At 67.5% G+C, this 20,122-nt stretch carries 24 protein-coding genes; 13 read left to right on the forward strand and 11 right to left on the reverse strand.

What is annotated here, in order from left to right; genetic code table 11:
• Positions 1–131 precede the first annotated feature (131 nt).
• The 4 genes from ACZ6YV_RS24710 (at position 132) to ACZ6YV_RS24725 (ending at position 3,899) form a co-directional block, all read left to right on the forward strand.
• On the forward strand, positions 132–704 hold the full coding sequence (locus tag ACZ6YV_RS24710; RefSeq protein WP_465511878.1) for a hypothetical protein: 573 nt from the start codon (positions 132–134) through the stop codon (positions 702–704).
• A gap of 34 nt (positions 705–738) precedes the next feature.
• Positions 739–1,146, forward strand: a complete 408-nt coding sequence (locus tag ACZ6YV_RS24715; RefSeq protein ID WP_465511879.1) for a CoA-binding protein — start codon at positions 739–741, stop codon at positions 1,144–1,146.
• A 280-nt stretch (positions 1,147–1,426) separates the two neighbouring features.
• Positions 1,427–2,209 (forward strand): IclR family transcriptional regulator, encoded by a 783-nt coding sequence (locus ACZ6YV_RS24720; RefSeq protein ID WP_005165190.1) that lies wholly within the window; start codon positions 1,427–1,429, stop codon positions 2,207–2,209.
• Between the two features lies 1 nt (position 2,210).
• Positions 2,211–3,899, forward strand: a complete 1,689-nt coding sequence (locus tag ACZ6YV_RS24725; RefSeq protein WP_465511880.1) for an L-lactate permease — start codon at positions 2,211–2,213, stop codon at positions 3,897–3,899.
• Here ACZ6YV_RS24725 and ACZ6YV_RS24730 read toward each other — a convergent pair.
• Positions 3,880–4,290: a GNAT family N-acetyltransferase gene (locus tag ACZ6YV_RS24730; RefSeq protein ID WP_465511881.1), complete on the reverse strand. Its 411-nt coding sequence runs from the start codon at positions 4,288–4,290 to the stop codon at positions 3,880–3,882. The genes ACZ6YV_RS24725 and ACZ6YV_RS24730 overlap by 20 nt on opposite strands.
• Before the next feature lie 149 nt (positions 4,291–4,439).
• On the opposite strand from ACZ6YV_RS24730, the gene ACZ6YV_RS24735 reads away from it, so the two are divergent.
• Entirely contained in the window at positions 4,440–5,312 is an 873-nt protein-coding gene (locus ACZ6YV_RS24735; protein WP_465511882.1) for a nuclease, read from the forward strand.
• A gap of 124 nt (positions 5,313–5,436) precedes the next feature.
• Positions 5,437–5,832 (forward strand): sigma factor-like helix-turn-helix DNA-binding protein, encoded by a 396-nt coding sequence (locus ACZ6YV_RS24740; protein WP_465511883.1) that lies wholly within the window; start codon positions 5,437–5,439, stop codon positions 5,830–5,832.
• Between the two features lie 22 nt (positions 5,833–5,854).
• On the opposite strand, the gene ACZ6YV_RS24745 is transcribed toward ACZ6YV_RS24740, so the two are convergent.
• Positions 5,855–7,123 carry an RNA polymerase sigma factor gene (locus tag ACZ6YV_RS24745; protein ID WP_465511884.1) on the reverse strand — a complete coding sequence of 423 codons (1,269 nt, stop codon included), beginning with the start codon at positions 7,121–7,123 and terminating at the stop codon, positions 5,855–5,857.
• A 50-nt stretch (positions 7,124–7,173) separates the two neighbouring features.
• Positions 7,174–7,590: a YciI family protein gene (locus ACZ6YV_RS24750; protein ID WP_465511885.1), complete on the reverse strand. Its 417-nt coding sequence runs from the start codon at positions 7,588–7,590 to the stop codon at positions 7,174–7,176.
• 134 nt (positions 7,591–7,724) lie between these two features.
• Between ACZ6YV_RS24750 and ACZ6YV_RS24755 the strand changes: the two genes are divergently transcribed.
• Positions 7,725–8,714 carry a small ribosomal subunit Rsm22 family protein gene (locus ACZ6YV_RS24755; RefSeq protein WP_465511886.1) on the forward strand — a complete coding sequence of 330 codons (990 nt, stop codon included), beginning with the start codon at positions 7,725–7,727 and terminating at the stop codon, positions 8,712–8,714.
• 8 nt (positions 8,715–8,722) lie between these two features.
• Here the strand turns inward: ACZ6YV_RS24755 and ACZ6YV_RS24760 are convergent, their stop codons facing one another.
• From ACZ6YV_RS24760 to ACZ6YV_RS24775, 4 genes are all read right to left on the reverse strand, one after another.
• Positions 8,723–9,637, reverse strand: a complete 915-nt coding sequence (locus tag ACZ6YV_RS24760) for a LysR substrate-binding domain-containing protein (RefSeq protein ID WP_465511887.1) — start codon at positions 9,635–9,637, stop codon at positions 8,723–8,725.
• Between the two features lie 52 nt (positions 9,638–9,689).
• Positions 9,690–10,340 carry a GAF and ANTAR domain-containing protein gene (locus ACZ6YV_RS24765; protein WP_465511888.1) on the reverse strand — a complete coding sequence of 217 codons (651 nt, stop codon included), beginning with the start codon at positions 10,338–10,340 and terminating at the stop codon, positions 9,690–9,692.
• Between the two features lie 6 nt (positions 10,341–10,346).
• Entirely contained in the window at positions 10,347–10,796 is a 450-nt protein-coding gene (locus tag ACZ6YV_RS24770) for an ANTAR domain-containing protein (RefSeq protein WP_465511889.1), read from the reverse strand.
• Positions 10,797–11,371: 575 nt separating this feature from the next.
• On the reverse strand, positions 11,372–11,995 hold the full coding sequence (locus ACZ6YV_RS24775) for a sigma-70 family RNA polymerase sigma factor (protein WP_465511890.1): 624 nt from the start codon (positions 11,993–11,995) through the stop codon (positions 11,372–11,374).
• A 303-nt stretch (positions 11,996–12,298) separates the two neighbouring features.
• Here ACZ6YV_RS24775 and ACZ6YV_RS24780 point away from each other — a divergent pair, with 303 nt between their 5' ends.
• A complete protein-coding gene (locus ACZ6YV_RS24780; protein WP_465511891.1) occupies positions 12,299–13,486 on the forward strand; it encodes a beta-1,3-glucanase family protein in 1,188 nt (395 codons plus the stop codon).
• 11 nt (positions 13,487–13,497) lie between these two features.
• On the opposite strand, the gene ACZ6YV_RS24785 is transcribed toward ACZ6YV_RS24780, so the two are convergent.
• The 3 genes from ACZ6YV_RS24785 to ACZ6YV_RS24795 form a co-directional block, all read right to left on the reverse strand.
• The gene (locus ACZ6YV_RS24785; protein ID WP_465511892.1) at positions 13,498–15,699 is read right to left on the reverse strand and encodes a terpene synthase family protein; all 2,202 of its coding nucleotides are present in this window, start codon (positions 15,697–15,699) and stop codon (positions 13,498–13,500) included.
• A gap of 104 nt (positions 15,700–15,803) precedes the next feature.
• Complete coding sequence (locus ACZ6YV_RS24790) at positions 15,804–16,574, reverse strand: DUF3800 domain-containing protein (RefSeq protein ID WP_465511893.1); 771 nt, start codon at positions 16,572–16,574, stop codon at positions 15,804–15,806.
• 41 nt (positions 16,575–16,615) lie between these two features.
• Positions 16,616–17,407, reverse strand: coding sequence for an ArsR/SmtB family transcription factor (locus ACZ6YV_RS24795; protein WP_465511894.1), 792 nt, complete (start codon positions 17,405–17,407; stop codon positions 16,616–16,618).
• Positions 17,408–17,545: 138 nt separating this feature from the next.
• On the opposite strand from ACZ6YV_RS24795, the gene ACZ6YV_RS24800 reads away from it, so the two are divergent.
• The 5 genes from ACZ6YV_RS24800 to ACZ6YV_RS24820 all read left to right on the forward strand — a co-directional run bounded on the left by ACZ6YV_RS24800 (position 17,546) and on the right by ACZ6YV_RS24820 (position 19,670).
• Positions 17,546–17,728: a hypothetical protein gene (locus ACZ6YV_RS24800; RefSeq protein WP_465511895.1), complete on the forward strand. Its 183-nt coding sequence runs from the start codon at positions 17,546–17,548 to the stop codon at positions 17,726–17,728.
• Positions 17,729–17,880: 152 nt separating this feature from the next.
• On the forward strand, positions 17,881–18,558 hold the full coding sequence (locus tag ACZ6YV_RS24805; RefSeq protein ID WP_465511896.1) for a hypothetical protein: 678 nt from the start codon (positions 17,881–17,883) through the stop codon (positions 18,556–18,558).
• Positions 18,559–18,602: 44 nt separating this feature from the next.
• Positions 18,603–19,034, forward strand: coding sequence for an alpha/beta fold hydrolase (locus tag ACZ6YV_RS24810; protein WP_465511897.1), 432 nt, complete (start codon positions 18,603–18,605; stop codon positions 19,032–19,034).
• A complete protein-coding gene (locus ACZ6YV_RS24815) occupies positions 18,953–19,324 on the forward strand; it encodes a hypothetical protein (RefSeq protein WP_465511898.1) in 372 nt (123 codons plus the stop codon). Before ACZ6YV_RS24810 ends, ACZ6YV_RS24815 begins: the two co-directional genes overlap by 82 nt.
• Before the next feature lie 58 nt (positions 19,325–19,382).
• The gene (locus ACZ6YV_RS24820) at positions 19,383–19,670 is read left to right on the forward strand and encodes a hypothetical protein (protein ID WP_465511899.1); all 288 of its coding nucleotides are present in this window, start codon (positions 19,383–19,385) and stop codon (positions 19,668–19,670) included.
• On the opposite strand, the gene cutA is transcribed toward ACZ6YV_RS24820, so the two are convergent.
• Positions 19,667–19,930 (reverse strand): divalent-cation tolerance protein CutA, encoded by a 264-nt coding sequence (gene cutA / locus ACZ6YV_RS24825; RefSeq protein ID WP_465511900.1) that lies wholly within the window; start codon positions 19,928–19,930, stop codon positions 19,667–19,669. The two genes, ACZ6YV_RS24820 and cutA, sit on opposite strands and share 4 nt — an antisense overlap.
• Positions 19,931–20,122 lie beyond the last annotated feature (192 nt).

The raw sequence follows: 20,122 nt of genomic DNA on the forward strand, positions 1-20,122 counted from the left end.
GGCTCCTTCCGACCAACCGAACTCTGCCCCGTCACCCAGACCCGCACAAGACGCCCGTTCCACTGGCCGGTACGGACAGATTAGGCCGAAAGGGTCTCCCACGGCCCCGATCTTCACCTAGCCTGCTTCCCATGTCCGATTGGACGCTCTCACGGGCGAAGACCAGGATCGACCGCCGCGAGGAGCTCGACGAGCTCACCGCGCGTATCCGGTACGAGGTCCGGGTGCACCTCAACGAGCCCGCGGCGCACAACGCCTACGACGAGCTGACCGACATCTTCGCCATCGGGCACGCGGAGTGTTCGGCGCTGCTCAAGCACCGCCGGGTCCTGCCGTTGTGGGAGCGGCTGCTGCTCGCGCGCTACAGCCGCCGCCTCTACGGCAAGGCGGTCTCGGCGACCGTCGGTGACCTCCCCGCCGACGCGGGACCGGCGCCCGCGGCCGCGTTCGGCCCGGAGATCTCCTCCCTGACCCCGGATTCCGGTGACACCGGCGCGAAGTACGACATGCAGGGCCGCGGCCTGGTCAACGTCTTCCGGATCGCCGCCGGGCGGCACGGCGAGAGCTGGCCGGACCGCCACGACGTCGCGACGACGTCCGCGCGCAGCGTCCTGACCTGTTCCGCGGTCTTCCTGCGGCGCCGCGCCTGGCACGTCGTCTGGCCGGTGTACCGGGTGCGCGGCCTGCGGCTGTGGAAGCTCTAGGAATTCCCCGGCGCCCGGCGCGGTTGAATCCGGTATGACCGATCGCGCCACCGAGATCCTCGCCGGATCGAAGACGATCGCCGTCGTGGGGTTGAGCCGCGATCCGGCCAAGTCCTCGCACGGGGTCGCCGCCGTACTGCAGGAACACGGCTTCCGGATCATCCCCGTCCATCCTTCGGCCGACGTGCTGCTGGGCGAGAAGGTCTACCGCTCGCTCACCGACATCCCGGAGCCCGTCGACCTGGTCGACGTCTTCCGTCCGGCCGAGGACACTCCGCCGATCGCCGAACAGGCCGTCGCGATCGGTGCGAAGGCGCTCTGGCTGCAGCAGGGCATCGTCTCCGCCGAGTCCCGCCGGATCGCCGAAGAAGGCGGTTTGGACTACGTCGAGAACCGCTGCACGGCGGTCGTCCGAGCGATCGGAAACCTCTCGGTCCGTTAGAAACGCACTTCGAGCCGAACCCTCGCCGCGATTTTCCGGCGGGGGTTCTTTCATATCCGTGAACAGAAAAATGACCCCTGAAGTCATAGCCCGAATCGGAACCTCCGAAAGGACTGGTCCAAACCGGTGATCTTGAGCGGAAGGCTCCGAGCTGGGAAAACTTGTCCGGTCGCCAGTTTGTTAAGAAACCTTCCCAAGGGTCTGCGGAGCTGTTAACGTCCGAATCCGCTTAGCGGAAACAGGTGCCGGTCATCGGCACCCCGGTCCAACGGAGGGCGAAGTGGGCACACCACGCGGCCTGGATTCCAGTGGCACACTCGAGCGCGGACTAGCGGTTCTCGAGCACGTCGGCCAGAACCAGGAGATTTCCACCAACGCGATCGCCAGGCAACTGGGCCTCTCCCGGAGCGCCGCCTACCGCATCGTCGGCACCCTCAAGAACCTCGAATACCTCGAAGCCGATCGCGCCACCGGCCGCGTGCGGCTCGGCACCCGGCTGGTCGAACTCGGCGCCCGCGCGATGGCGGCGACCGACCTCCATCGCTGCGCGCCGCGCTATCTCGCGTCGCTCGCCGAGCGGAGCGGCGAGACGACGTATCTCGCCGTGCCGGACAACGACACGATGGTCTACGTCGCCACCGAACGCAGCGCCAACGCCGTCACCCTGGCCTGCCGTCTCGGCACCCGGCGTCCCCAGCACGCGACGTCGCTGGGCAAGGCGTGGCTGGCGGCGCTGCCCGAACAGGACCGCGTCGAGCGGATCCGCCGGATGAAACTCGACAGCCTCACGCTGAAGACGATCAACGACCCGGCCCGGCTGCTCGACGACCTGGCCAGGACGAGCCGCCGCGGCTGGGCCGTGGACGACGTCGAAAACGAACCGGACGTGGGCTGTGTGGCCGCCGCCGTCCGCGACCACACCGGACGGCCGATCGCCGCGATCAGCATCGCGGGCCCCGCCGGACGCGTGCTCCGCCGCACCGACGAACTGGGCGCGACGGTGGCCGGGACCGCCGCCGCGCTGTCACTCCGGCTGGGTTACGTCCGCGCGCAAAGGGGCTGAAGTGGGCTGGATCCAGGACTACCAGCCGGCGGGCGGGCTGTGGCTTTCCGCGGCGCTCGCCGCACTCCCGATCATCGTGCTGCTGGTGGCACTGGGGGTCCTGCGCCGGTCCGCGCATCTCTCGGCGGCGCTGGCGCTGGTCACCGCACTGCTGGTCGCGGTCCTGCTGTACCGCATGCCCGCCGGGCTCGCCTTCGACTCCGCGGCCATGGGGCTGGTGTTCGGGGTGTGGTCGGTGGCCTGGATCGCGTTCCACGCCGTGTACTTCCACAACGTCACCGTCGCGACCGGACGGTTCGACAACATCAAGGCGGTCCTCGCCGGGTTCAGCGAGGACCGCCGCCTCCAGGCGCTGCTGATCGCGTTCGGGTTCGGCGCGCTGCTGGAAGGGATCGCGGGTGGTGGCTCGCCGATCGCGATCACCGCGGCGATGATGGCGGCGCTCGGTTTCCCGCCGGTGAAGGCGGTCGTGCTGGCGCTGCTGGCGAACACCGCGCCGGTCGCGTTCGGCGGCCTCGGCAACCCGCTGATCGTGCTGGGCAGGCTGACCGCGCCGATCCTCGGACTGAAACAGGAACAGGCGACGGATCTGTTCTCGTCGATGGTCGGGCGCCAGCTCCCGTTGCTGGCCCTGATCGTCCCCGGTTTCCTGGTCGTGGTCCTCGCGGGCTGGAAGCGGATGGTCGAGGTCTGGCCCGCGGTGCTGACGGCCGGCCTGTCGTTCGCGGTCATGCAGTTCGTCACCTCGAACTTCATCAGCCCGAGCCTCGTCGACGTCGTCGCCGCGCTCGCCGCGATGGCCTCGCTGTGGATCCTGACGCGGTTCTGGCAGCCGTCGGCGGTTTGGCGTTTCGACGGCGAAGAACCGGCGACGGCCGGAGCGAGCCTCGGCGCGGCGAAAGCCGAGCGCGGCGCCTTGTACGCGTGGGCGCCGTACATCGTCCTGATCGCGGCGATCTTCCTTTCCCGCATCGGCACGATCTTCAAGAACCTGCCCGAATGGCTCGACCTGACGAAGCTGCTGCACAAGGCCGACTGGGTGTTCGCGTGGCCGGGACTGCACAAGGAGGTCGTCCAGCACGCGCCGATCACGCCCAAGGACACGCCGTACGCGGCGACGCTCACCGTCGATTTCCTTTACTCGCCGGGAACCGTGGCGCTGTTCGCGGCGATCGTGGCGGGTTTCGCGATGGGCGCGAAACCCCGGCTGCTGGCCACCTACCGGCGGACCCTGCACCAGATGCGCTGGGCGCTGGCGACGATCTTCATGATCCTCGCGATCGCGTTCGTCATGAACTACTCGGGTGCCACACAGACACTCGGCCTCGCGCTGGCGACCACCGGCGTGCTGTTCCCGTTGTTCTCCGCCTACATCGGCTGGCTGGGCGTCTTCCTCACCGGCTCGGACGCGTCGACGAACAGTCTCTTCGGGCCGATGCAGGTGATCTCGGCACAGCAACTGCACGTCGACCCGATCCTCGCCGGTGCCACGAACACCTCCGGCGGTGTGATGGGCAAGATGATCTCGCCGCAGAACCTGTCCATCGGCGCCACCGCGATCGGGCAGTCCGGGAAGGAAGGCGCGCTGCTGCGGCAGACGTTCCTGTGGTCGGTCGTGCTGACCGCCGTGGTCGGGGTGATCTCGCTGCTTCAGGCGACAGTGCTGAGCTTCATGATCCCGAGCCCGTGAGCCGGATCAGGCCCGCCTCGGTCTGCCGGAAACCGCAGGCACCGAAGTAGAACGAACGCAGTTCCGGCACGAAGTCGACGTGCAGCCATTCGCAGCCCGCCGCTCGCGCGTGGGTCACGGCCAGCCGGACGACGGCCGTGCCGATACCCCGTCGCTGGTAGTTCCCGCGGGTCTTCGTGTCGAGCAGGAAGGCGTGGTCACCGCCGTCCCAGGCGACGTTCACGAAGCCGGCCAGCGTTCCGGCGTTGTCGCGGGCGGTGACCCAGCCGAGGCTGTGCCGCCGGATGCCGTTCCACCACCCGGGCACGGGCTCTCCGCCGTGCGAACGGACGAGATCGGACATCTCGTCGTCGGTGACCGGGTCACGCCAGCGATAGGAGAAGTCGGTCATCCGGCCAGCATCCCCGAAGTGATCATTCCGCGCCAATCATTAGAAGATCTCCGAGAATGTCCACATTGGTCATCCGATCTTTACCGACGACTGCTCTGGATGGATGAACGCATGGTTCGTTCACCGGAATGAGAACTACCGTTGTCCTCATGCCCATGACGCTGATCAAAGGAACTTTCCAGCTTGTCGGAGCTTCACCGGACGGCGATTCGGTTCGGTTCTATCCCGAAGATCCCCAGGCGACCAAGAAGGCGGGCCTGAAGGTCCGGCTCAATTCGCGGGGCGGGATGCAGTTGCGACTCGACGCGATCGACGCGCTCGAAACGCACTACCAGGCCAGGGGAACCGGCGGGATGTGGCACCAGCCCGCGGAATTCGCCGACGCCGCCGCGGCGAACCTGCTGAAGGTCCTCGGGTTCAAGACAGTCGAACGGGACGACCGGGGAACGGTCACCTCGTCGACCCCGATCAAGGTACCGGGTCACATACTGACGCGATTCGCCGACAAATACGGACGAGCGGTGGCGTTCGCCTTTCCCGGACAACGGCCGGGCAGGTCGGCGGATCTTTCCAAGGTCCATCTCGACGTCAAAACGCTGAAGAACTCCGCGAACTACCGGCAGGTCGCGGACGGACTCGTCTACCCGACGTTCTATTCACTGCTTTACCCCGATCTCCGTGACGCCTTGGCCGACGCCGCCGTCCAAGCGCGTCAGGACGGGCTCGGGCTGTGGCCGCACGACGTCACGAACTCGGGATTCAAGCTCTCGTCGCGGCGGCAACTGGCCGACGAACTGGTGATCCTGCCGAAACTGTTCCGCAGGCTCGTCGACTACCTCGCGCTCGACGAAACCGGTGGGGTCTCGCTGACCGGCTTCTCCGACTTCCTCGATTCCCGCAACGACCGCCTGTTCACCGTCCCGGACGGGCACGCCACGGAATTCGAAACCCTGGTGAGCGTGAAGCGACAGACCGTGAGCCTGACCATCGAACCGGAGCGGATCGTCTTCATCGAGACCTGATCCGGGCCCGATGTGGGCAAAAAGACCGTACCTCCCTCCCCCTCGGCCGTGCTCATCTGAAAGGTGGGAGAGGGAGCCGATGCAAGGACACGGTTCACGGCGGTCGGAGGAGACCGGCGGGCGGATGGAGACAGGTTCGAAGATCGTCGACGCCGTCCGCGTCTTGGTCGTGCGCTATTGCCGGGCACGGATCGGACGTCGTTCGGGTACCTACGACACCGCCGACGTGATAGCGAAGAACAGCTGCCTCGAGATCCTCGCCGGGGCGGCCAGTGCGCCCGCGCTCCTCAAGTTCGCCTACGACGTCACACACGGCCTGGTCGACGACTTCCACCGGACCGCCGCCGAACTGCCGAACCCGCTTTCGGGGCTGCCGGGGCAGCAGCGCGAAATCATGGTGCTGCGGTCGCTCGTCGGGCTTTCCGCCGACGACACCGCGCTGGCTCTCGGCTGCTCCGTGCAGACCGTCCGGCTGGGCCAGCACCGCGCCCTGACCACGCTGCGCCCCGCCCCCGCCTGACGCTCCCACTTCGCGTTTCGGGTCAGGGGGTGCATTCCTTGGCGCGGCCGAGCAGCAGCGTGCGTTCCCGATCGTTCCCGGTCATCTCCGCCGCGCGCTCGAACTCGGCGCGGGCTTCGTCGAGGCGGCCGAGCTTCGCCAGGAAGTCGCCGCGCACGCTCGGCAGCAGGTGATACGCCTTCAACGCGGGCTCCGACGTCAGCTTGTCGACGATCTCGAGCCCCGCCTCCGGCCCGACGGCCATCGACAGCGCCACCGCGCGATTCAGTTCGATCACCGGCGACGGGTTCAGCTTCCCGAGCCCTTCGTAGAGCACGGCGATGCGTCCCCAGTCGGTCTCCTCGCCCGTCCGCGCCCGCGCGTGGCAGGCGGCGATGGCGGCTTGCGCCGCGTAGACGCCGAAAGCGCCGCCGGTGAGCGACTCGGCGAGTTCCAGGGCGGCGAGCCCGCGGCCGATCAGGAGCCGGTCCCATCTGGCCCTGTCCTGGTCCAGCAGCAGCACGGGTTCACCGCTCGGCCCTACCCGTGCGGCGGACCGTGACGCCTGGATCTCCATCAGCGAGACGAGCCCGTGCACCTCGGGTTCCTTCGGCATGAGCCCGGCGAGGATCCGGCCGAGCCGCAGCGCCTCCTCGCACAGCCCCGGGCGCATCCAGTCCTCGCCCGCCGTCGCCGAGTACCCCTCGTTGAAGATCAGGTAGATGACTTCGAGTACCGAAGAGAGGCGCGCGACCCTGTCCGCCCCCTCGGGCACCTCGAACGGCACCTTGGCGTCGCCGAGCGTCTTCTTCGCCCGGACGATCCGCTGCGCGACGGCGGTCTCCTTGGCGAGGAAGGCTCGCGCGATCTCGTGCGTCTGCAGTCCGCCGATCATTTTCAGCGTCAGCGCCACCCTGGCCTCGGTCGGCAGCACCGGGTGGCAGGCGGTGAACACCAGCCGCAGGAGGTCGTCCTCGATGTGGTCGTCGAGGCCCGCGGTGAAGTCGGGTTCCTCTTCGGTCTCCTGCTCACGGCCGATCTCGCCGAGCTTCTTCTCGTACCGCTCGTTGCGCCGGAAGGTGTCGACCGCCCGGCGTTTGGCCGTGGTCATGAGCCAGGCGCCCGGATTCCTCGGGACGCCCGACTCAGGCCACTGTTCGAGCGCGGCGACCAGCGCGTCCTGCGCCAGTTCCTCCGCGAGGCCGACGTCGCGCGTCATCCGCGCGAGACCGGCGATGAGGCGTGCCGATTCGATCCGCCACACCGCGTCGATCGCCGACCGGGGGTCTGCAGTTGCCGTCACGCCGACCAATCAACCTCGTCGGCGCGGCGATCGCAACCATCAGGCTCCCCGGACGCGGCCTAGTTGGCCTCGGCCTGCTCCCGCAGCTTCTTCTCGTGCTCGACGATCTCGGGGGTGGCGTTGGAGAATTCTTCGAGCTCGAACACGCGGCGGATCTCGATCTCGCCCTCGCGGAACGGCGCCCGCTTCATCCATTCGATGACCTCGGCCCTGTCCTTGACCTGCAGGATCCAGTAACCCGCGATGAGCTCCTTGCTCTCGGCGAAAGGCCCGTCGACGATCCTGGCCTCGGTGTCGCCGGAGTACTGGATGCGGAAACCCTCGGAGCTGGGGTGCAGTCCTTCACCCGCGAGCATGACGCCGGCCTTCACCAGTTCCTCGTTGAACTTCCCCATCTCCTGCAGGTCCTCGGCACTCGGCTGTGTACCGGCGGCGTCGGTCTTCTCGTCGCTCTTGACAATCACCATGAACCGCATCTCGCGTCTCCGTTCCCGGCGGGGCTCGTCCCTGCCACATCTACGCGTCGAACGGGCACCCCAGGTTTCGACACGGTCCCCGAACTTTTTTCCGCGAGTATTCGAGCAGCCGGAAAACCCCAGGTCAAGCACCCATGAGAGAATCCGTCACCGTGTCCGCACTTCCCGAAACCCTCCGCTCCGCCCTCGACGAGGAGCTGGGCAAGTACCCGCAGCACAGGCTGACGCAGTCCGTCGAGCGGCTCAGCACGCGCTACCGCGAGAACGCCCCGGCGAGCGCGCCTATCCTCTCTTCCGAAGCCGACATCGCGGCGTACGCGGGCTACCGGATGCCAGCCACCTACGCGGCCGTACACGCCGTCCTCGCCGAAGCCGCTCTCCGCGCCCCCGGGTTCGCTCCGCGCACTCAGATCGACGTCGGCGGCGGGACCGGTGCCGCGATCTGGGCGGCGGCCGACGTGTGGCCGTCGCTGGAGGAGAGCACCGTCGTCGAGCAGGTCCCGGGCGCGATCGCGCTGGGGCGGCGGCTCGCGGGCAACGCGGGCGGCAAGGCCGTCCGCGGCTCGACCTGGCAGCGCGGTCTGATCGACCCGTCGGCGCCCGCCCCGGATGCCGACCTGGTGACCCTCTCCTACGTCCTCGGTGAGCTCCCCGAAGCACGCCGGGCCGAAGTCGTCCGCTGGCTGTCGGCGAAGACCTCCATGCTGGTGCTGATCGAACCCGGCACCCCCGGCGGTTACGAACGGATCGTCGAAGCACGGGATCAGCTCGTCGGACTCGGCCTCTCCCTGGTCGCGCCCTGCCCACACGAGGGCGACTGCCCGATCCCGCGCGGCAAGGACTGGTGCCATTTCTCCGCCCGCCTCCCGCGCTCCGGCCTGCACCGCCAGCTCAAGGCGGGGACGCTCGGCTTCGAGGACGAGAAGTTCTCCTACGTCGTCGCCTCGCGCACGACGCCGGAGAGGGCCGAGGGCCGGATCCTGCGGCATCCGGCCAAGCGCAAGGGCATGGTCAGCCTGTCCCTCTGCGCCGAAGCCGGGCTCACCGAAACGATCGTCACCAAACGGCACGGCGCGGCCTACCGCGCGGCCCGCGACGCCGAATGGGGCGACGCCTGGCCCTAGTCCACGCACTAGTCCATAGTGGACTGACGAGCACGCCGCGCGATATTGCCGATGACGGTGAGCAACGCGCCGAGCGCCGGATTGTCGTTGCCCCGCCGCCACATCAGTTCGATTTCCACAGGACGGCCCTCGATCCCGTCCACCGGACGGAGTACGACACCCTCGAACCGCAGCGCGGCGGCCGCGGCGGGCACCAGCGCGATCCCGAGGTCCGCCTTGACCAGCGCGAGCACGGTATGCGCCTGACCGGCGTACTGCGTGTAGTCCGGCAGCACCCGCGCCGCGCGGAACACCGACACGAGCATGTCGTGGAAATACCGGCACTCCGACGGCGAATACATGATGAACGGCTCGCGGTCGAAGTCACGGACGTCGGGATTCTTCTTGCGCCGCGCAAAAGGATGCGCCGAAGGCAACGCCGCCAGCAGCGGTTCCCGCCACAGCGGCAGGGTCACGATGTCGCCGCCGACGACCGGCGGGCGGACCATGCCGAGATCGACCCCGCCCGCCAGCAACTCCTCCACCTGCGCCGCCGTCACCATTTCCCGCAGCACCAGATCGACTCCGGGCACTTCGGCGTTCGCCGCGGCGAGGACGCGTTCGAGACACGAATACGCCGCGGTGGCGGTGAATCCGAGCGTGACGGCCCCGACCTCGCCCTTCCTCGCCCGGCGGACGTACAGCGCCGCCTCCTGCGACGAACGCAGTATTTTCCTTGCTTCGGCGAGGAAAACGCGTCCGGCCGGCGTCAGCCGGACGGTGCGGTGCGTCCGGTCGAAAAGCTCGACCCCCAGTTCGCGCTCCAGCAACTGGATCCGCCTGCTCAACGGCGGCTGGGTCATCGAGAGCCGCTCCGCCGCCCGGCCGTAGTGCAGTTCCTCGGCCACCGCGACGAAACTCACCAGCTGCTCCAGGGAAAACACCCGTCAAGTTTAGGTATCGCCCAGTGGCGGACAAGCGCCGAATCGGTATCGTTCAGCGCTTTATTTCCACTGTGCGGTCGATGATTCCGTTCGCCACGGCGAGAATCTTGAGATTGTTGCTCCGCGCGTGTGTGCGCACTACGCCGAACGCGTCGTCCACCGAGATCCGCAGGCGTTCGGCGAGGATCCCTTTCGCCTGCTCGATGATCACCCTGCTGTTCAACGCGGTCTGCAGTTGCACGGTGATGATTTCCTGCCGCCGCACCAGCCGGTGGTGCAGGATGCCGATCGTGGCGATGTCCGCAAGCGCCTGCCCCAGCCGCAGCCCGTCGTCGTCGTCGAGCAGAACGGGGCGAGTGCCGAACAGGTTCAGCGCACCGACCACCTCGTCCCGCAACCGCATCGGCAAGGCGTACACAGAAAGGAATCCCGAGTCCTCCGCTTCCCGGGCGAACTTCGGCCATCTTCCGCGCGCACGCGCCAGATCCGCGCAGACCACCGGCTCGGCGTGCCGATAGCAGTCCAGGCACGGCCCCTCGGAGTTCTGCAACTGGAACAGTTCGAGCAGCCGGGTCTGCTCGTCCGACGCCGCCACCATGGTGAGTGTGCCGCGCGGATCGGCGAGCAGCAGCCCGGCGGTGCAGACCCCGAGCGGTTCCACGCATCTGAGCGCGAGCAGATCGAGGAATCTCCTTAGCCACACGACCCATCAGGACTCGGTCCGGAACGTGATACGACGCCACACCACGTCATCGGCGACCTCGCTGAGCTTGCGGCCGTGGAGATAGGCGTGGGCACGTAAGCGGGCGAGTGCGTCCGCGAGCCCGATGTCGAACTGGACCGACACCATGCCCATGGCCTGATGCACTTGAGCACGGTGTTCGGTGAATTCGAGGTCGATCACTTCGGCCGGCCCGGGCCTGCCGGCATCGGCATCGGCGACGGCGAGGGTGATCGCCGCTTCGGCACAGACAAGAGCTTCCGCTTGCCCCTCCATCGAAGGAAGCCCGGCGAGGTCGCGATAGCAGTCGACGACGCCCATTTGTCTCGCACCTGCCCGGATCGGCACCGCGATGATCGATTTGATACCTCTGTCTATGGCCTCGGGAGCGAAGATCGGCCATCGGCTCGCCGCCTCCGGACCGGTCACGTCGGTCACGACGACGAGCATGCCGTCGTGCGACACGTCAAGCGCCGGTCCTTCGCCCAAGGTGAACTGCAGATCTTCCAATTCGCGGCTGCGTTCGTCGGTGGCGAAGACCGGTTCGGCGGAACCTCCTTGGATGGCGAGCCTGAGCCCGACGCCCGCGGCTTCGAGGACGTCTCCTCAGATGACACAGGCGTGGTGCACTGTCACCACCGAGTCGGTTTCCGAAGCGATGTCCTGTATCGGACGAGCCCGCTGGGGACAGGGGCGAACCGCGGGGACATCTCGTCCGCGCTAACCCATTGTCGCACGTTTTCGCCTCTTCTCCGTGCCCGCGATGACTTCTTTGGCACCAAAGCGGTAGTCCGAAGAGCGGAACCATGATCGTCGGAACGGCCCAGGCGGCCGCCAATCGTCCGTTCAGCCGGTTCCGGCCTCGCGGTCCGCGCCTAGGGTGGACTCCGCGACCGGTTGTCCTGGCCCTCGGCGACGGCGCTCGTCAGCGAGCTCTGGAGGGGCCATGTGCGTTCGCATTCTCGAGACCCGGGCCAAGCGGGAGAATCCCCTTCTCCGGCTGCTGGTCCGTCTCAGCTCAAGGCGTCCTGGCGCTGAGCACAGGCGCGCAGCCTGCTGATCGCCCGATGTTTGGTCACCCGCACGCGCGACGAAGTCGTCCCGAGCGCCGCCGCGGTCTCGTTCGACGTCAGCTCGCCGACCACCCGCATTCCCAGCACTTCCCGGTGTGAGACCGGCAGCATCCGCATCAGCCTGCCGAGCCGGACCCCGAGATCGGTCCGCAGGGCCCGCTGCTCCGGCTCGTCCGCGGCCCCCGCCGGGCGCTCGGGGAGTTCACCGGTCAGCACCTGCCTGCTCCGCGCCGCCTTCCGGAAGACGTCGGCGACCTTGTTCGCCGCGATGGCCCGCATGAGGAACAGGAAAGAGCCGCCGCGCAGACCGTAACCGGGAACCGCGACGAAGACCGCGAGACAGATCTCCTGCGCGACGTCCGCGGGTTCGAGGTAGGTCAGATCGCGACCGCCGAGGCGGGTTTCGGTGTACTGCCGGGCCCACGGCAAGAGGGCGGCCATGAGGTCGTCCATACCGCGCGGCTCTCCGCACGCCGCTGTCTTGGCGAGGTCGTCCCAGACGGCGGGGGAAATCCACGTCTCGCCGTCACCGGTTCTCCGCCCCGGAAAAACGTCACCGCCCATGTCCCGCTCCCCACGGATGAGAAAACCCGGCCGCCGCGGTCCAGGACGGAACCCGGACAACGGTAGTCGAGAGATCCGGCCATCTCAAACGACGAAGGTCCGCGACAAAGTGTCCATACGGGCAAGAAACCGGACAGATTTTCACCAGTGGTCTGGACATATCGACTTCCGCGAGGTTACTTTCCGTGCCGAGACCCCTCGCCAAGGTCACACCCAGGCCGGGAACGCGCCCCCGGCCGACATCCGCAAGCACCGCCGCGGCGCGTTCGCGTTCCGCGGCGGGATTCCGCCGAGGAGTGAATCGTGCGCATACGCAAGAAGATCCGGCGTGTTTTGACCGCGTTGGCGGTCACGCTCCCGCTCGTCACCGCGGTTTCGGCGCTTTCCGCGCCCACCGCGGTCGCCGCCGGTCCCGATCCGCTGCCGCTGACCGTCACCAACAATTCGAACCGCTCCGACGCGGTCCACCTCTACGTGCTCGGCACGAACCTCAACACCGGCAAGCTCGGTTACGTCGACTCCGGCGGCGCCTTCACCCCGTGGCCGGCGGGCGCGAACCCGCCGAGCCCCGCGCCGGACGTCGCGATCGCGGGCCCCGGCAACGGCGGCTCGACCACGCTCCGGATCCCGCGGATGCTCTCGGGCCGCGTCTACATGTCGTTCGGGCAGAAGATCAAGTTCTTCCTGACTCCGGACGGGCTGGTGCAGCCGGCACCGTGGGCCGACGGTGACCCGAACCGCGACATCCTGTTCGACTGGAGCGAATTCACCTACGACAACGGCGGGCTGTTCATCAACAGCTCGCAGGTGGACATGTTCAGCGTGCCGCACGCCGTCGGGCTGACCAACGGCGCAGGTGCGAACAAGGAGGCCGGGCGCCTCAAGCCGGGCGGCCGCGCGAACATCTTCAACGGTGTCAAGGGACAGTCCGGTTTCCCGAACCTGGTGTACAACGACCTACGGGTCCTCGCGCCGGGCAAGGGGCTCGACACCGGCAAGTTCAGCGGGAACTACCTCGACGGCTACGTCACGAGCGCCTGGAACACCTACAAGTCGACTCCGTTGACCGTGGTCCCGTTCGAGGCCGAACCCGGCAAGAAGTTCACCGGCAAGACCGGCGGTGACGACGTCATGCGGTTCACGAACACCTCGGGTGCCGAGGTGGCGTCGTTCAGCAAGCCGAGCACCCGTGACGTCTTCAACTGCGACGGGCGGCTGCAGGCGCCGAACGACCAGGTCGTCGGCCCGATCGCGCGGACGCTCTGCGCGGCGCTGCACCGCTCCACGCTCGGCACCCTGCACACGCAGCCGACCTATGACGCGGGCCCGTTCTACAAGCAGTCCGTGACCGACCACTACTCACGGATCGTGCACGAACAGATGGCCGACGGGAAGGCGTACGGATTCGCCTTCGACGACGTCGGGCACTTCGAGTCGCTGGTGCACGACGGGGACCCGAAGACCGCGAAGATCACCCTGACGGCTTTCTAGGACCAAGGTGCTCAGCGCGCCCCGCTCCCGATCCGCCACGCCGACATCCCGAGCCCGCTCGGCTCGAGGGAGAACGCCGTCGGTTCGGGAGTGCGGGCGCGTTCCAGTTCCTCCGGCGTGTACCGCGTGCAGTTCCGGTGCCATTCCAGGATTCCGGCCATCCAGTCCTTCAGGTTGTCCGCGTACCTCGTCACCGCCGCGCGGACCTCGTCGTCGAGCCCGAGGTCGTCGCACATCCGCGGCAGGTCCTCGTCGGCGAGCTGCCGGAACTGGTCCAGGCGCGCGTTCATCAGCCGGACGGTGATGTCGCGAGCCTCCTCCCGGTCCACGGCGAGGAAGCGCTCGACGACGTAGACGAGGTTGTGCACCTCGCCCTCGTACTCGATCTCCTTCTGGTACGAGAACAGGTCGTTGCAGAAGGCCGCGTAGTCCTGCGCCGCGGTGTCGAGCTCGAACAGCACGCGGTTCTGGTGCAGCTCCGGCGGCACGACGTCGCCGAGTTCGAGCAGGGCGAGGCTCTTCGTCAGGTCGGACCCGAACGTCCGCCGTCGCATCTCCACGTAGTCGACCGGGTCGGGGACGCGGTTCTGCGCCTGGTTCGCCACCTCCCAGACCCAGCTCGCGGTCATGCTCTCGACCGCCAGCCGGAACTCCGCCCGCGCGTGCGGGGTCAACGGTCCGGCGGTGCGGTTCCACAGATCCACGAGCCCCTTCTCGATCGAGCTCGACGGCTTCGGCACCGGCTCACCGTCGAGCGGCATGAACAGGGAAAGCCTGTCGCTGCACAGCTTCGCGGCCAGCGGGTCACGCCTCAGCCCGAACATCAGCGGGAAGTAGTCGTCGGCGTACGTGCCCCAGGTGAGCCAGTCGGTCGACAGTTTCAGCCGGGCGAGGTCCGCGTCCGCGTCGATCATCGCGGCGCAGTGCGCCAGATCGATGCCGAGGCACCGGCGCTCGTCCCAGATCCCCTCCTCGAACATGCCCATCTCCCGCGCCCAGCCCGGCGAGTACTCGCGGGCGGCGGCGAGGTGGGGGCTGGTGCGGACGGGGTAGGGCAGGCGGAGTTCCGGCAGCGGCAGATGTCCCACCTTCGCGAACGGCGCGGGCGCCTGCTGACGGGTCCGCTGGACCAGGCCCAGCCTGTTCGGCGAAAGCCGCAGCGACCTCGTGCCGAGCCCCGTCGGGCCGTTCACGCCGTTCGCGCCGGAGACCGGCCCTTCGTTCATGTACCGGCTCGACCGCGCGTGCCATTCGTGGCCGCCGGACTGCCAGTCCTGCAGGCCCTTGACGTACAGGCCGACCCCGATCTGTTCGGACAGCGAGACGTCGTGTTCGGCCAGCAGCGCGGGCACCTCGACGAGCGCGGTGTTCTCGAACTGCTGCAGCCGCGAGGTCAGCAGGTCGTTGGTGAGTTCGGCGGCCTCCTGCGTCGAGCGGTCCAGGAACTTCTCGAAGACGAGGACGGCGTTGGAGTTCTCGCCTTCTTCGCGCACTTCACGTTGGTAGGAAAAGAGATCGTTACGGAGGTGGACGGCGTCGGCGAAGGTGTCGCGCAGGACCTCCATCGGCCTGGTCGCCGCGATCTTGTCCGGCACTTCGGCACCGACGGCGTACTCGATCAGGTTCGCCGACCACGGCGCCCCGCCGACGCGACGGCGCATCTGGATGTACTCGATGGGGTTCGCGATCCGGCCGCGGTCGATGTTGTCCAGTTCCCAGAGCGATTCGACCATCAGGTTGTGCGTACTGGTGACGAATCGGCGCCGCCACGCTTCCGACATCGAGGGAATGGTGCGCGCCCAAAGATCCTTGAGCCCGGCTTCCGCCGGATTCCCCGGTTCCGGCGAGGTTTCCCCCGGCCCCGTCATGAACAGTTCCAGCCGGTCCAAATAAGCCTTCGCGCCCTCGATGTCCCGGGTGTACTTGAATTGCGCGAGGAAATCGTCGTCGAAGAAGAACACCCACACGTACCAGTCCGTGACCAGATCGAGGGACGGGCCGTCACAGTCCGGATGGGTGTGCGCGCAGAGCAGCGCGTAGTCCATTTTCGCGAGCGCCTGCTCGGTCCAGACGACGTCGCCGGACGGGGCGGGCGAATCGAGCATGCCCATCTTCCCCGCCCAGGCCATACTGTGCGCCCGCGCCGCTTCGAGGTGCGGATTCATCCTGGCCGGATGCGGCAAGTAGAACTCGGGCAAGGTGAAAGCCTGCATCTGCGACTGCCTCCCGGGCCGGTGTCGAATACGTCTCGACGTTTCCAGCCGACCGCCACGGCGGGCAACGGCCACCCGAGCGATTCAGTGCGCTAAGGAGTGAATCAGTTCCAGAGCGACGCCAAGTCGACATACGGCGCGAGCAATGCGGTCAATACCGCGTCCCCGTTCCCGTTCAGTTCGTCCTCGGCGATCCGCCGGGCGACACCGACCAGGAAATCGGCGACCTGCACCCGCGGATCCGCCCGCGAATCCACGAACTTCAGCCCGGCCAGCCCCGGACTCGATTCGATCCGGGCGAGCCGTTCGCCCTTGAGCGACGGCTGTTCGTCGTGGACGAGGAAGACCTGCTCCCCGCCCGCGCTCCAGTATTCGACGGCGCGGAGGATCGCGGGCACCAGCGGATCGAGGACCTTGGCCTCGCGCACCTCGGCGACCTTCGCCCGCAGTTCTCCGGTGTCGCCGGCCATCGCGAAGAACGACCCCGCCGCCGGATCCCGGCGATTACGGGTCCGCAGCACGTCGTTGAACGCGGCCAGGACTTCGTCGTCCGGCGGGACTTCCGGGCCCGCGACCGCGCGGAGTTCGTTCGCCAGCAGCAGTTTCTTGTCCACGAGGTACACGTGCGCACGCCCGTGGACCGGGCCGCGCGGGCCGAGGAACCATTCGAGGACCCGCCGATGCTTCGTGCGGAGCAGATGGTTGGCCTTGTACTCGACCGCCGGCGAGCGGATCCTGCGCCGGAGTTCGACCAGGCAGGCCTCCGCCTCTTCGAGGCTCAGCCGGACCCCCGCGTGCGCGAACACGTCGGTCTGCCCGCCGATCAGTTTCTCGCCCTCGGACCCGGACTCGTCGCAAGCGATCTCCAGGGGCACGGTGCAGATCGTGCCCGATCACGGCGGCGCAGTCGACCTGGTTACGCGGGTTCGGGCAGGGGCTCACCGGTCTCGAGCAGCGTCTTGAGGCTCGACAGGATCGACGGCCAGCCGCCCTTGACCATCTCCAGCGCGGTGCTGCCCTCGTCGAAACCGTCGTGCACCACGGTCAGCTTCACCGTGTCGCCGACGGGTTCGAGGTCGAACGTCACCTTCGACCGCGACTCGGCCTGGAGCTTCGCCGACACGTCGTCGTCGAGCCCCACCGACTTGCCGAACTCCGGGGTGAAGGTGTGCCACGTGTAGGACAGCCGCCGGTACGGGTCGGATTCCAGCACGACCTGCCCGTCATCCTCCAGCTTCACGCCGAGCTGCTCCCAGGCCATCGTGGACCCGGGCTTCCAGTCCGAAGTGAACTCGCAGCCCCAGTACTGCTTGGTGAAGACCGGATCGGTCAACGCCTTCCAGAGCCGCTCCGGGGTCGTCCTGATGTAGCTGGTGTAGACGAATTCGTCGGTACCCATGGGTTCCTGCTCCAATGCCTTCTTGAGGTCGGAAAGCGCGTCGACCCGGCCCTGGTGGTACCGGTCGATCCAGCGCTCGGCGATCGCGTTGATCGGCTCCGCGTTCACGTAGTGCAACTTCTCGCGGCCACGCCACACCGTGGTCACCAGGTTGGCCGCCTCCAGCACGGCCAGATGCTTGCTGACCGACTGCCGCGCCATGTCCAGCCCCGCGCACAGCTCGCGCAGGGTCTGCCCGTTGCGGGCGTTCAGGTCGTCGAGCAACCTGCGGCGGCTGGTGTCGGCCAGCGCCTTGAACACCTCGTCCATGTCGCTCTCCCCGATATGCAGCCTCGCAGCTGCCTTTACAGGTTAGGCAGCCACTTGGCTGCATGTCAAGGGCTGGGTGTTCACCCGCCCGCGATACCCGGTTGCGGTGGCCTGCTCGCGTGGCGCTACAGCTTCGACGTGGCAGCGACGCAGGAACAGGCGTCGTACTTCGCGATCTTCGAAGCCGAGTTCGCCGACGCGGCGGCGATGACCGCGTCGAGGTCGTCTCCGCAAGGCCAACGGGTGGCCGCCGACGTCGCCAACTACGCCACCGGTGGCGCGGTCGTCATCCACTATCCGGTGCAGGACGGCATCGTCTGATCCACGGAGCGCCACGCCGGCCGCACCTTTCGCAAGATCGGTGACAGCTATCGATGCGATGAATTTCGAAATTCTCCCCTAGGGGAACCCCGCGCGACACTTCGGGAAATTCCCCCGATTTCTGTCCGGGTTCATTCGGGCACGCTTTTTCCATGAGGAAGAATTCCCGGACCAAATACGCCAGACAGGTGCTGGTGTGCCTGCACGTGCTGACTTCCGTGGCGTGGTGCACGATGCAGTTGGCGCAGCTGGCGTTGCTGCTGCACGGCTGGACATCAGATCCCTCCACCCGGCTGGCGACATTCGAGCTGGCCGAGTTCCTCGAAAACACGGTCCTCGATCCGGCTGCCATCATTTCCGCCTACACGGGAATGATGCTGTCCGCGCTGACGTCGTGGGGATTCTTCAAACATCGTTGGGTGATGGTCAAGTTCGTTCTCACGGTAGCCGCGCTGATTATCGCGAGCACCGTGGTGAGCGGACTGTTGCCGGCGGTCAACGAGGCACTGCGGGCGGGTGTCGAAGAGCCGCGGATCCCGATCCTCGTCGGCACGTCCGCGATGGCGTGCGCCACCGTTTTCATGCTCTGGGTCTCGGTGGCCAAACCGTGGGGCAAGACCGCCCGCCACGCGGCCGAACTGAAGGCCAAGAAGGCAGGCTCCCGCAAGGACCCGGAACCTTCTTTGCCGGTGTACGTGGCGGTGCTGCTCGTTCCGGCCGTGGAGTTCGGCCTCGCGTTGGACTACCCGATCCTCACCTTCGGGACCGTGATCGCTTACAGCATTTACAAATCCCGTGAACGGGCTTCGACGCGAGTCCGCTCCCTCTAACCCACCGGGTCGGGGCCGAGGACCGCGTCCAGCAGCTTGCCCAAATGGCCGACCTGCTCGCCGAACGCACTCACTCCCGCGTGCTGCTGCCCACCCACCCAGGCTTCGGCGGCACGCCGAAAGCCACTGAACTCACCGACGTCCGGGACGCCGCGATGCTGGACCAACTCGACGTCCCGGACGTCACCGTGCTCGGCAACTCCTTCGGCGGCTGGCTCGCCGCCGAGATCGCGCTGCTGGGAAGTCCGCGCGTCAGCGGCGCGGTGATCGTGAACGGAATCGGCGTCGTCGTGCCGGACCACCCGTTGACCGACGTCAGCGGCCTCTCCCGACATTGTCACGTTTCCGGCGGCTACTTCGTCGAAGTGGTGACATACCACCGAAGGAGTTCCACATGCCGCTCCCTTTGCGCGTCGCGATCGCCGTGCAGACCCTCGCCGTCTTCCTCACCCCGATCACCGCCGGTCTCCTGCTGACCGTGCCGAGCGGCCAGGCACTGCACAGCGCCACGGCCTACACGCTGTTCATCGTGGCGATGCTGCACGTGATCACCGCGATCCTCGTGTGGCGACCGGGCGGCGGCTCCCCCAAGCCGATCCTGCCCGCGGCCGTGTTCCTCGGACTCACGCTGGCACAGGTGTTCCTCGGGATCGCGCACGTGACGGCTGTCCACGTTCCGCTCGGCGTACTGCTGTTCGGCTTCAGCCTCCTGCAGCTGAGCCGGATCCGCCCGGCTCGGGCAGTGGCTGACACCGCAGCGGCCTGACCTTGAGATCTGGAGCCGACTGCTCAGCTCGTGCGATCAGTGGGGGACTTCGCCCACTTTGGACAGGGTTGCGCTGCGCGCGGTCCCGGTGCTTGAACGGGTCCTCGGCGAGTTCGACGACACGCACGCTCGGGACAAGTCGCTGCACCTGACCTGGCTGGCCACGTCCTACGTCCAGGCCCGCGAGGTCGAGCAGGCCGCAGCGACGCCGAGTCACGCGGCAGACCTCGCAGCCGGTGTTACCTCGGTCCGTCCAGCACGCCGGATCGAGACGGTGGCGCGCCGTCTTGCCCGCCACCGTTCGACTCCGGCCGTCGCAGATTTGCCGGCCCGTCTGGTGGTTTAGAGGGGCCGAGTCGACTCCTCGGCCCACGCCAGGTAGTCCGCCGATCCGCGGGCCAGCTCGGCGTACCGAGCATCGGTCGTCTTGAACGTCACGTTGAACTCCTCGCCCATGCCGCTTTCGCCGAGGTGCCAGAAGAAGCTGATGACCGGGCCGACGACCTGCGCGGTACCGGCGAGGCGTGCGGCGACTGCCGATCCTGCTAGCTTCTCGCCGGATTCCCGATCGGGGGTTGCCGTGGTCACGACAAGATGAACAGTCATGCCGACAGGTTAGGACCCACGATCAACTCCAAGGCCGTGTCAGCGGGGCCCGACGAGCCGAGTCCAGTCGGTCGGCCGTGCACGCGATAGGCCGCCGGCGACAGCCGAAGATGGAAACACCGAATAGCCGGGTGTTTTCGGTGGGAAGTGAAGTGAGCCGCGTCGGCCAGGACCGGTGCCTTCTCGGACTGC

Source organism: Amycolatopsis sp. NPDC102522 (assembly GCF_055584485.1).

Coding starts and splice junctions, on each gene's coding strand:
- ACZ6YV_RS24710 (WP_465511878.1), top strand. CDS start 132: ATGTCCGATTGGACGCTCTCACGGGCGAAGACCAGGATCGACCGCCGC.
- ACZ6YV_RS24775 (WP_465511890.1), bottom strand. CDS start 11,995: ATGGGCGGTGACGTTTTTCCGGGGCGGAGAACCGGTGACGGCGAGACG.
- ACZ6YV_RS24755 (WP_465511886.1), top strand. CDS start 7,725: ATGAGAGAATCCGTCACCGTGTCCGCACTTCCCGAAACCCTCCGCTCC.
- ACZ6YV_RS24805 (WP_465511896.1), top strand. CDS start 17,881: ATGAGGAAGAATTCCCGGACCAAATACGCCAGACAGGTGCTGGTGTGC.
- ACZ6YV_RS24735 (WP_465511882.1), top strand. CDS start 4,440: ATGCCCATGACGCTGATCAAAGGAACTTTCCAGCTTGTCGGAGCTTCA.
- ACZ6YV_RS24785 (WP_465511892.1), bottom strand. CDS start 15,699: ATGCAGGCTTTCACCTTGCCCGAGTTCTACTTGCCGCATCCGGCCAGG.
- cutA (WP_465511900.1), bottom strand. CDS start 19,930: ATGACTGTTCATCTTGTCGTGACCACGGCAACCCCCGATCGGGAATCC.
- ACZ6YV_RS24795 (WP_465511894.1), bottom strand. CDS start 17,407: ATGGACGAGGTGTTCAAGGCGCTGGCCGACACCAGCCGCCGCAGGTTG.
- ACZ6YV_RS24810 (WP_465511897.1), top strand. CDS start 18,603: ATGGCCGACCTGCTCGCCGAACGCACTCACTCCCGCGTGCTGCTGCCC.
- ACZ6YV_RS24815 (WP_465511898.1), top strand. CDS start 18,953: ATGCCGCTCCCTTTGCGCGTCGCGATCGCCGTGCAGACCCTCGCCGTC.
- ACZ6YV_RS24715 (WP_465511879.1), top strand. CDS start 739: ATGACCGATCGCGCCACCGAGATCCTCGCCGGATCGAAGACGATCGCC.
- ACZ6YV_RS24740 (WP_465511883.1), top strand. CDS start 5,437: ATGGAGACAGGTTCGAAGATCGTCGACGCCGTCCGCGTCTTGGTCGTG.
- ACZ6YV_RS24750 (WP_465511885.1), bottom strand. CDS start 7,590: ATGCGGTTCATGGTGATTGTCAAGAGCGACGAGAAGACCGACGCCGCC.
- ACZ6YV_RS24730 (WP_465511881.1), bottom strand. CDS start 4,290: ATGACCGACTTCTCCTATCGCTGGCGTGACCCGGTCACCGACGACGAG.